10 protein-coding genes are annotated in these 8,137 nt (G+C 64.5%); 6 read left to right on the top strand and 4 right to left on the bottom strand.

The window, feature by feature from the left end:
* Together U5A58_RS18655 and gltA are read left to right on the top strand one after the other, a co-directional pair.
* Positions 1–250 (top strand): succinate dehydrogenase assembly factor 2 (locus tag U5A58_RS18655; RefSeq protein ID WP_321909823.1); only part of this gene is annotated, 250 nt, incomplete at its 5' end.
* A 90-nt stretch (positions 251–340) separates the two neighbouring features.
* Positions 341–1,642 carry a citrate synthase gene (gene gltA, locus U5A58_RS18650; RefSeq protein WP_158760579.1) on the top strand — a complete coding sequence of 434 codons (1,302 nt, stop codon included), beginning with the start codon at positions 341–343 and terminating at the stop codon, positions 1,640–1,642.
* Positions 1,643–1,760: 118 nt separating this feature from the next.
* Here the strand turns inward: gltA and U5A58_RS18645 are convergent, their stop codons facing one another.
* Positions 1,761–2,225 (bottom strand): VOC family protein, encoded by a 465-nt coding sequence (locus U5A58_RS18645; protein WP_321933882.1) that lies wholly within the window; start codon positions 2,223–2,225, stop codon positions 1,761–1,763.
* A 180-nt stretch (positions 2,226–2,405) separates the two neighbouring features.
* Here U5A58_RS18645 and U5A58_RS18640 point away from each other — a divergent pair, with 180 nt between their 5' ends.
* From U5A58_RS18640 to U5A58_RS18625, 4 genes are all read left to right on the top strand, one after another.
* Complete coding sequence (locus tag U5A58_RS18640) at positions 2,406–3,254, top strand: alpha/beta hydrolase (RefSeq protein WP_321962547.1); 849 nt, start codon at positions 2,406–2,408, stop codon at positions 3,252–3,254.
* A 225-nt stretch (positions 3,255–3,479) separates the two neighbouring features.
* The gene (locus U5A58_RS18635) at positions 3,480–3,971 is read left to right on the top strand and encodes a hypothetical protein (protein WP_321909818.1); all 492 of its coding nucleotides are present in this window, start codon (positions 3,480–3,482) and stop codon (positions 3,969–3,971) included.
* 72 nt (positions 3,972–4,043) lie between these two features.
* Complete coding sequence (locus U5A58_RS18630; RefSeq protein WP_321962546.1) at positions 4,044–5,372, top strand: HAMP domain-containing sensor histidine kinase; 1,329 nt, start codon at positions 4,044–4,046, stop codon at positions 5,370–5,372.
* Positions 5,373–5,413: 41 nt separating this feature from the next.
* A complete protein-coding gene (locus U5A58_RS18625) occupies positions 5,414–6,070 on the top strand; it encodes a response regulator transcription factor (protein ID WP_321962545.1) in 657 nt (218 codons plus the stop codon).
* Between the two features lie 120 nt (positions 6,071–6,190).
* On the opposite strand, the gene U5A58_RS18620 is transcribed toward U5A58_RS18625, so the two are convergent.
* The 3 genes from U5A58_RS18620 to U5A58_RS18610 form a co-directional block, all read right to left on the bottom strand.
* Positions 6,191–6,598, bottom strand: a complete 408-nt coding sequence (locus U5A58_RS18620; RefSeq protein ID WP_321909813.1) for a TerB family tellurite resistance protein — start codon at positions 6,596–6,598, stop codon at positions 6,191–6,193.
* Positions 6,599–6,653: 55 nt separating this feature from the next.
* A complete protein-coding gene (locus tag U5A58_RS18615) occupies positions 6,654–6,947 on the bottom strand; it encodes a zf-TFIIB domain-containing protein (protein WP_321962544.1) in 294 nt (97 codons plus the stop codon).
* Between the two features lie 128 nt (positions 6,948–7,075).
* Positions 7,076–8,062, bottom strand: coding sequence for a TerC family protein (locus U5A58_RS18610; RefSeq protein ID WP_321962543.1), 987 nt, complete (start codon positions 8,060–8,062; stop codon positions 7,076–7,078).
* Between the last annotated feature and the right edge of the window lie 75 nt (positions 8,063–8,137).

The following is an 8,137-nucleotide window of genomic DNA, read 5'->3' as shown; positions in this document are numbered from 1 at the left end:
CGACCCCCTTCGCCGCGCGCGCCTTCGCTGGCGCGCGCGGCGCGGCCTGCTCGAAAATGATCTGATTTTTGAGCGGTTTTTCGAGCGCTATGAGCATGAACTCAGCGACGCCGACGTGGGCGCTCTCACGCGCCTGCTCGAGCTGAGCGATAACGACCTGATGGACTTGCTGCTCGCGCGCAAGGAACCAGAAGGCGACCTTGCCGACCCGGACGTGAAGCGGGTGCTGGAGCTGCTTCGGAACGTCTGAGCGCGGTGGCGTCCGCAGTTGTCTTGCAGGCGCCGCGCCGGACGTACAAAACTATCGAATCCCGTGTTTATCTTCGATTGAGGATGTGCTATGACCCCGTCTGATGTAAAAGCCACGCTATCGTTCAGCGACAATTCGCCGAGCGTCGAACTGCCGATCTACAAGGGCACGATGGGCCCGGATGTGATCGACATCCGCAAACTGTACGGTCAGACCGGCAAGTTCACGTATGACCCGGGCTTCATGTCGACGGCGTCGTGCAACTCGGCGATCACGTACATCGACGGGGACAAGGGCGAACTGCTGTACCGCGGCTACCCGATCGACAACCTCGCGCAAAACGCCGACTTCCTCGAAACCTGCTACCTGCTGTACCGCGGCGAACTGCCGAACGCAGCGCAGAAGGAAGAGTTCGTGAAGACCGTCACGCAGCACACGATGGTTCACGAGCAAATGCAGTTCTTCTTCCGCGGCTTCCGCCGCGACGCGCACCCGATGGCGATTCTCGTCGCCGCAGTCGGCGCGCTGTCGGCGTTCTATCACGACTCGCTCGACATCAACAATCCGAAGCATCGTGAAGTGTCGGCGATCCGCATGATCGCGAAGCTGCCGACGCTCGTCGCCATGGCGTACAAGTACTCGATCGGCCAGCCGTTCGTGTACCCGCAGAACAATCTGTCGTACAGCGCGAACTTCATGCGCATGATGTTCTCGAACCCGTGCGAAGAGTACAAGGTCAACGACGTGCTCGTGCGCGCGCTCGACCGTATCCTCATTCTGCACGCCGACCACGAGCAGAACGCTTCGACCTCGACGGTGCGTCTGGCTGGCTCGTCGGGCGCGAACCCGTTCGCGTGTATCGCGGCCGGTATCGCTTGCCTGTGGGGCCCGGCGCACGGTGGTGCGAACGAAGCTGCACTGAACATGCTCGAAGAGATCGGCTCGCCGGACAAGATTCCTGAGTTCATCAAGCAAGTGAAGGACAAGAACTCGGGCGTGAAGCTGATGGGCTTCGGTCACCGCGTGTACAAGAACTACGACCCGCGTGCGAAGCTCATGCGCGAGACGTGCTACGAAGTGCTGAACGAACTCGGCCTGCATGATGACCCGCTCTTCAAGCTTGCCATGCAGCTCGAAAAGATCGCGCTGGAAGACGAATACTTCGTGTCGCGCAAGCTGTACCCGAACGTCGACTTCTACTCGGGTATCGTGCAGCGCGCACTGGGCATCCCGACCTCGATGTTCACGTGTATCTTCGCGATGGCGCGTACGGTGGGCTGGATTGCGCAGTGGAACGAAATGATCGCCGACCCCGAACAGAAGATCGGCCGTCCGCGTCAGCTGTTCATCGGCGAAACGCCGCGCGAAGCCAAGCCGATCGCGCAACGCTAAGCCATTTCGCTTTGCGCGCGCTGCGCGCAAGCCGTCATGCAAACGCCCCGACGGGTTATCACTCGTCGGGGCGTTTTTCTTTTGCGCGCGAGGTACGCCGTCGTGCTCAAACCGGCGCTCAAACCCAGCCGTCGATCTTCAGCCCGCTGGCCTGCTCCGCTTCTTCGCGCGTGACCTCGCGCACGGTTTCGCCGAAGCTCCAGACATGGCCTTCGGGGTCGCAAGCCGCGTAGACGCGATCGCCGTAAAACTGGTCGGCCGGTTCGCGAATGATCTTCGCACCCGCGGCGCGGGCGCGTTCGCAATGCGCGTCGAGACCGCTTTTCAACTGCACGTGCACCGACTGCGTGTTCTTGCCTTCCAGTTCGGCGGGGCTCGTGTAGGGCATGCCGGGCCAGCCGCCACAAATCATCACGTAGCCGTCCCCGAAGCGCATTTCCGAGTGGCCGAGCTTTCCGTCCGGCGACGTGACGACGAACTGACGCTTGAAACCGAACGCCTTTTCCAGCCAGTCGAGCGCGGCGAATGGGTCGCGATAGTAGATGGCGGAGCCGAAGGCCGGTCGCGGCGAAGTGTTGCTCATGAGCGTCTCCTGGGCAGTACGTGCGACGAATCTAGCACCGGCGTGGTGCGCTTGCGCGCAGCGCGCGCAAGCGTCGTTGCCACGGGCGCACGGCCATTACCTCCGACGTAATCGTCGACGCGCACGGCATCGGCGACCATGGTCCTCATCGGCCCACCCCAACCGCAAGGAGCGACGACCATGGCACGCGACACCCTCAATGCCCGCCAACCCGGCTTGATCCGCATCGACGACGACACCGCACTGCACTATCGCGACTGGGGCGATGGTGTGCCGCTCGTGTTTCTCTCCGGCTGGACGCTCAATGCCGACATGTGGAACTACCAATGCGCGCCGCTCGCAGCCGCGGGATTTCGCTGCGTGGCGTATGACCGCCGCGGGCACGGACGTTCGAGCGACCCGGGCCGTGGCTACGACTACGACACGCTTGCCGACGATCTCGAAGCGGTACTCGACGCACGAGGTTTGGCGCGCGTGACGCTGGTCGGTCATTCGTTCGCGAGCGGTGAGATCGTGCGTTATTTGAGCCGTCACGGCTCGCGCCGCGTAGCCGGCATCGTGCTGGTTTCGCCGGCTTCTACGCCTTGTTTGCTCAAGACTGCCGACAATCCCGGCGGGCTCGACGCGAGCCTCTTCGAAGCGTCGATCGCGGAAATGCTCACGTCGTTTCCCGACTGGATCGACCGGCGCGCCGACGCCTACTTCAGCCCCGGCACGTCGCGCACGGTCATTCAGTGGACGGCGGACATGATGCTGGGCACGTCGTTGTACGCAGCCGCGCAGTTGAGCCGCGTGCAGATGGTGACCGACTTCCGCCGCGAACTGGCCGCGATCGACGTACCCGCACTCGTGCTGCACGGCGACTGCGATGCTTCGGCGCCACTGGAGATCACAGGGCGTCCGACGGCGGCCGCGCTTGAACGCGCGACGCTGAAGGTTTATGAGGGCGGCACGCATGGCATGTACTTCAACCATGCGGCGCGCGTGAACGCGGACATTCGCGCGTTTGTTACGCGGTGGCAGGCCTGACGCAGTTCGGCGGCGCCGAAACAAGCGGTAATCAGGGCAAGGGCCATTCTCGCCCCGAGCGCGCACCAGAAAAGGAATAGTGCTGCCACGCCCCTCGTTTTGCAGATGACACGCCGGCGCGCCGACACATTCGCGCGCCGCGTGCGAGGCGTACCGATGGAGTCTTCACGGCGCCGGCGCGCAACCCGCGCGCCACGAGGCCGGACCATCGCAAGGGGCGACATCATGCGCAAACTTCTCGCCTTCAATGTGCTGGCCTGCCTGCTCAGCGCCTGTACGACGCCGGTCGCGTCGCAGCAGGCCGCGTATGGGTCTTACCCGTCAGAGGCGCCATGCCGCCCCGTTACCGGCACCGCCGAGATCGACGGCGCGCCGCAGCAGATCAGCGGCGTCGCATGCCTGCAACCCGACGGCACATGGCAGATCATGCAGAGCGACGACACGCTCGTGTATCCAGTGGCCTGGCCCGACGCGACGGCTTACTACGCCGGTCCGTGGTATGGCTGGTGGCCGCCGGTGTTCGTGGGCGGCTCGTTCGTGTTCGTTGACCATTTCCATCACTTTCATCACATGGATCATGTCTTCCCGGGCGGCCCGCATATGCATCCGGTGTCAGGCATGCATGGCGGCTTTCATGGCGGACATGGCGGACACGGCGGCGTCTGGAGCGGTATGGGGCATGGCGGCGGGGGCGGCATGGGCGGCGGGCATCGTTGAACCCCACCAGGCAGCCGAACGCACGCCGCGAATCCTTTATGATGGAGCGCGCCTCCCAACCCGAGACGCTCCATGTTCTTCGCCGCGCATTCCCTGCATCGCCGCCTGAGCATTGCGATCGGCACGCTCGCGATTCTCGTCGGCGTGCTGGGCGCGCTCGGCACCTTCCTCGTGGTGCGCAGTCTCGCCGCCGAGTTCAACACGACTTTGCGCGACGCGGCCGCGCACGTTCAGACGGGCGTGCCCCATCGCGCAACGGAGCGCGGCGAACGCTCGCCCGCCGACGATTTCGTCGTGCAGATCTGGTCCGAGGGCGACGGCGAAGCACCGAGCCGCACGAGCAACGCGAACGTCGCGCTGCCGCGCGCACAAAGCGGCTTCTCGTCGATCGACTATGACGGCGAGGCCTGGGACGTGTTCGCACTCGCCGCCGGCGACGAATACATTCAGGTGGCCGAATCGCGCAGCATGCGCAACCGCAACGCCTTGCGCGTGGCGTTCTGGAGCCTGCTGCCCATGCTTGCGCTGCTGCCGCTGCTCGCGCTCACGATCGCCGTGACCGTGCGCGTTTCGCTGCGGCCGCTCGAGCGCATCGGGCACCGCGCCGCGAACGTCGATCTGCACGACCTCAAACCGCTCGAAGCCGGGCAGGCGCCCGTCGAATTGCGGCCTTTCGTCGAATCGATCAATCGCATGATCGAGCGCCTTTCGGTGCTCGTGAACGCCGAGCGCATGTTCATTGCCGATGCCGCGCACGAACTGCGTTCGCCGATCTCCGCCATGCAACTGCAGATCGACAACCTGCGTAATGCGCCGCCTGAACAGTACCCCGAGCGTTTCGAGGAGTTGCGGCGCGGCATCGTGCGCACGGGCGCGCTCGTCTCGCAGCTGCTTGGTCTTGCGCGTGCCGAAATCGGCAGTGCGCAACGCGTGCTGGCGGAGGTGCCGCTGCCGCAGGTCGTTACCGACGTGCTGGCTGACCTGCTCCCGCTCGCCGACTCGCGCGGTGTCGATCTGGGCGTGACGCGTCTCGACGACGTGACGGTGCGCGCCACCGAAACCGACATGCGCGTGCTCGTGCGCAATCTCGTGGACAACGCGATCCGCTACAGTCAGGAAGGCGCGAATGTGGACGTAGCGGTGCGCCGCGAAGGCACAGGCGTTGTCATCGAGGTGACCGACAACGGGCCCGGCATTGCCGAGGCCGACTTGCCGCGCGTATTCGACCGGTTTTTCCGCGCGGGCGGTCACGATGCGCACGGCAGCGGCCTTGGCCTCGCCATCGCGCAGGCGGTGGCGCAGAGCTACCGCGGTTGCGTGACGCTCGCGAACCGGCGCGATGGACAACGCGGCATCGTCGCGCGAATCGAGTTGCCGCGCCAATCCGGTGCAAGCCGGTAAGGCAAAATTCCGGGAAGCATACGAAACAAAGGACGGACACGATGCGCATTCTGCTGATCGAAGACGATCTGCTGATCGGGCCCGCGCTGCTGCGCGCGTTGAAGGACGCGTCATACAGCGTCGACTGGGTGCGCACGGGCGAGGGCGGCCGCACCGCGATTCGCGACGGCTCGTACACGGCGATCCTGCTCGACCTCGGTCTTTCCGACATGAGCGGGCTCGACGTGTTGCGCGGCCTGCGCGAGTCGCAAGACGCCACGCCCGTGCTCATCATCACCGCTCGCGACGACGTGGACACGCGCGTGGAAGGCCTCGATCTCGGCGCCGACGACTATCTCGTGAAGCCGTTCGAGAGCAAGGAACTGCTCGCGCGCATCCGCGCCGTGGTGCGGCGCAAATCGGGCTTCGCCTCGCCGACCATGGGCAGCGGCCGCGTGACGCTCGACATGAACGCGCGCCGTCTCACGTTCGACGGCCAGTCCGACGACCTTTCCGCGCGCGAGTACGCGCTCATGCTCGCGCTGCTCGAGCGGCCGGGCGCGATCCTGTCGCGTCAGCAACTCGAGGAGCGGCTTTATGGCTGGGGCGAGGAAGTGGAAAGCAACGCGGTGGATGCCGTGATCTACAGCGTGCGCCGCAAGTTCGGACAAGCGGTGATCCGCAACGTGCGCGGGCTGGGTTGGGCCGTTTGCACGTGAGCGCCGGAACGTTCGAATAAAAAAAGCGCGCAAGGAACTGCGCGCTGTTAAAAACCGCGGCGAGCGCGGGGCTCGCCGCATAGCGCAATGCATGGGGGAAGGCACGCATTGCGCGCGAACTTATGCCAGCAGGCGCTGCCAGGGTTCCTTCTGCCAGGCGCGGCTAAGCGAAGCGAGCAGCGCGACTTCGTTTTCGGCAACGTGCCGGTCCGAATACACCGCGACATGGCACAGATTCAGCACTTCGGCGCGCAGCGCGGGGTCGTCGAGTTCGCGCATGATTTGCTGCATCACGTCGGAGTCGAGTTTGCATGCGTCGCTCCAGTTCAGGTGCGAGGTGGTCTGCAAGTCCTCGCACAGGCCCTTGAGGATTTCGCCGAATTCGCCCGGCGCGAGGCCGAGCCGGTCGGCAAGGCGCGCGCGATGGACGGCTGCCAGCTCCTCGCTGCTCAGGTGGCCGTCGGCGAGCATCGCGACGGCGACGATGCGGCCAGCGGCTTGCGGACTGTTGCAGGTATAGGTACGCATGTTCAGGAATCCTCTTAAAACGTGATGGCGATGGAACGGTTGGCGCAGCCGTGGCTCAGTCGAAGATGTCCTGCAGCCACGACTTGCGGCGATGACCGTTGCCGCCGTAGCTGTCGTGCGCGCGGCGCGGGGCGTAGTCGCCATGTTGCGAGCCGTGCTTCGAACCATGCTGGCGCGATGCGTGTGCATCGTCTTCGATGCGATACTGCCGGTTGCCGCTGCGTTCGATCAGCCTGTCGAGTTCGCCGCGATCGAGCCAGACGCCGCGACACTGCGGGCAGTAGTCGAGTTCGACGCCCTGACGCTCTGTGAGCGAGAGGGTGACGTCAGGGCAGTTGGGGCATTTCATGATGCGCTCCGTGATGAGTGACAGGTCATCGAGGCCCGTGCCGTCTTGCTTGAAGGGCAGCGCGGCCTCGATGGAAACCATCCTCGCAGAGCAAAATGAGCGAAGAATGAGGAACGCGCAGTTTGTGTTCATGAAGCGCCGAGCGTGCCTTCCGGCTTGTGTGTCTTGACGAGCGACACCACGACGCCGCCCGCGAGCAGCGCAGCCGTCACGCCAAGGCTGAACAGGGCGGGAATCTTGCCGATGATGCCCACCAGAAAGATCTTCGCGCCGATGAATACCAGTACGAGCGCGAGCGCATGCTTGAGGTAATAGAAGCGGTGCGCCATCGCCGCGAGCGCGAAGTAGAGCGCGCGCAGACCCAGTACCGCGAAGATGTTGCTCGTATAGACGATGAACGGATCGGTCGTGATCGAAAAAATCGCGGGGATCGAATCGACAGCAAAGATCAGGTCGGCGAACTCGATCATCACGAGCGCGAGCAGTAGCGGCGTGGCGAGCAGCGTGAGCTTGCCGGTGCGCGGATGCGCCTGCCGCACGAGAAACGCGCGCCCCTCGAGCTGCGGCGTGACCGGCAGCTTGCGGCGCAGCCAGCGCAGCAGGGCGCTGTCGTCCACGCTGGCCTCTTCCTTCGGGCCCAGCAGCATCTTCACGCCCGTCACGGCAAGAAACAGGCCGAACACGTACAGCATCCATTCGAACTGCGTGACGAGCGCCGCGCCGAGTCCGACCATCAACGCGCGTAGCACCAGCACGCCGACAATGCCCCAGAACAGCACGCGATGCTGAAGCTGCCGCGGCACCGCGAGCGCACCGAAGATCGACGCGATGACGAACACGTTGTCGAGCGAGAGCGATTTTTCGATGAGGTAGCCGGTAATGTATTCGGTGGCCGGTTGCGCGCCGAGCTGCCACCAGACGAAGCCGCCGAACAGCACACCCACGACGATATAGCCGAGCGAGAGCCACAGGCTTTCGCGGATGCCGATTTCGTGGTCGTCACGGTGCAGCACGCCGAGATCGAGCGCGAGCAGCACGATCACCACTGCCAGGAAGGCGATCCAGAGCCACGCGGGCTGACCGAGGAAGGAGGCCGTGACGATCGGCGCAAGCATGGTTGTTCCTTTGAACGTAGGGAGGAATGTGACCTTCGTGCGCGGTTTTTGCGGGCACAGCCGGCCTCATGGGCC

Source organism: Paraburkholderia sp. J7, assembly GCF_905220155.1.
Classification (GTDB): Bacteria; Pseudomonadota; Gammaproteobacteria; order Burkholderiales; family Burkholderiaceae; genus Paraburkholderia.
This window is presented reverse-complemented; position numbering and strand designations above follow the sequence as displayed.

Coding starts and splice junctions, on each gene's coding strand:
- gltA (WP_158760579.1), top strand. CDS start 341: ATGACCCCGTCTGATGTAAAAGCCACGCTATCGTTCAGCGACAATTCG.
- U5A58_RS18645 (WP_321933882.1), bottom strand. CDS start 2,225: ATGAGCAACACTTCGCCGCGACCGGCCTTCGGCTCCGCCATCTACTAT.
- U5A58_RS18640 (WP_321962547.1), top strand. CDS start 2,406: ATGGCACGCGACACCCTCAATGCCCGCCAACCCGGCTTGATCCGCATC.
- U5A58_RS18635 (WP_321909818.1), top strand. CDS start 3,480: ATGCGCAAACTTCTCGCCTTCAATGTGCTGGCCTGCCTGCTCAGCGCC.
- U5A58_RS18630 (WP_321962546.1), top strand. CDS start 4,044: ATGTTCTTCGCCGCGCATTCCCTGCATCGCCGCCTGAGCATTGCGATC.
- U5A58_RS18625 (WP_321962545.1), top strand. CDS start 5,414: ATGCGCATTCTGCTGATCGAAGACGATCTGCTGATCGGGCCCGCGCTG.
- U5A58_RS18620 (WP_321909813.1), bottom strand. CDS start 6,598: ATGCGTACCTATACCTGCAACAGTCCGCAAGCCGCTGGCCGCATCGTC.
- U5A58_RS18615 (WP_321962544.1), bottom strand. CDS start 6,947: ATGAAATGCCCCAACTGCCCTGACGTCACCCTCTCGCTCACAGAGCGT.
- U5A58_RS18610 (WP_321962543.1), bottom strand. CDS start 8,062: ATGCTTGCGCCGATCGTCACGGCCTCCTTCCTCGGTCAGCCCGCGTGG.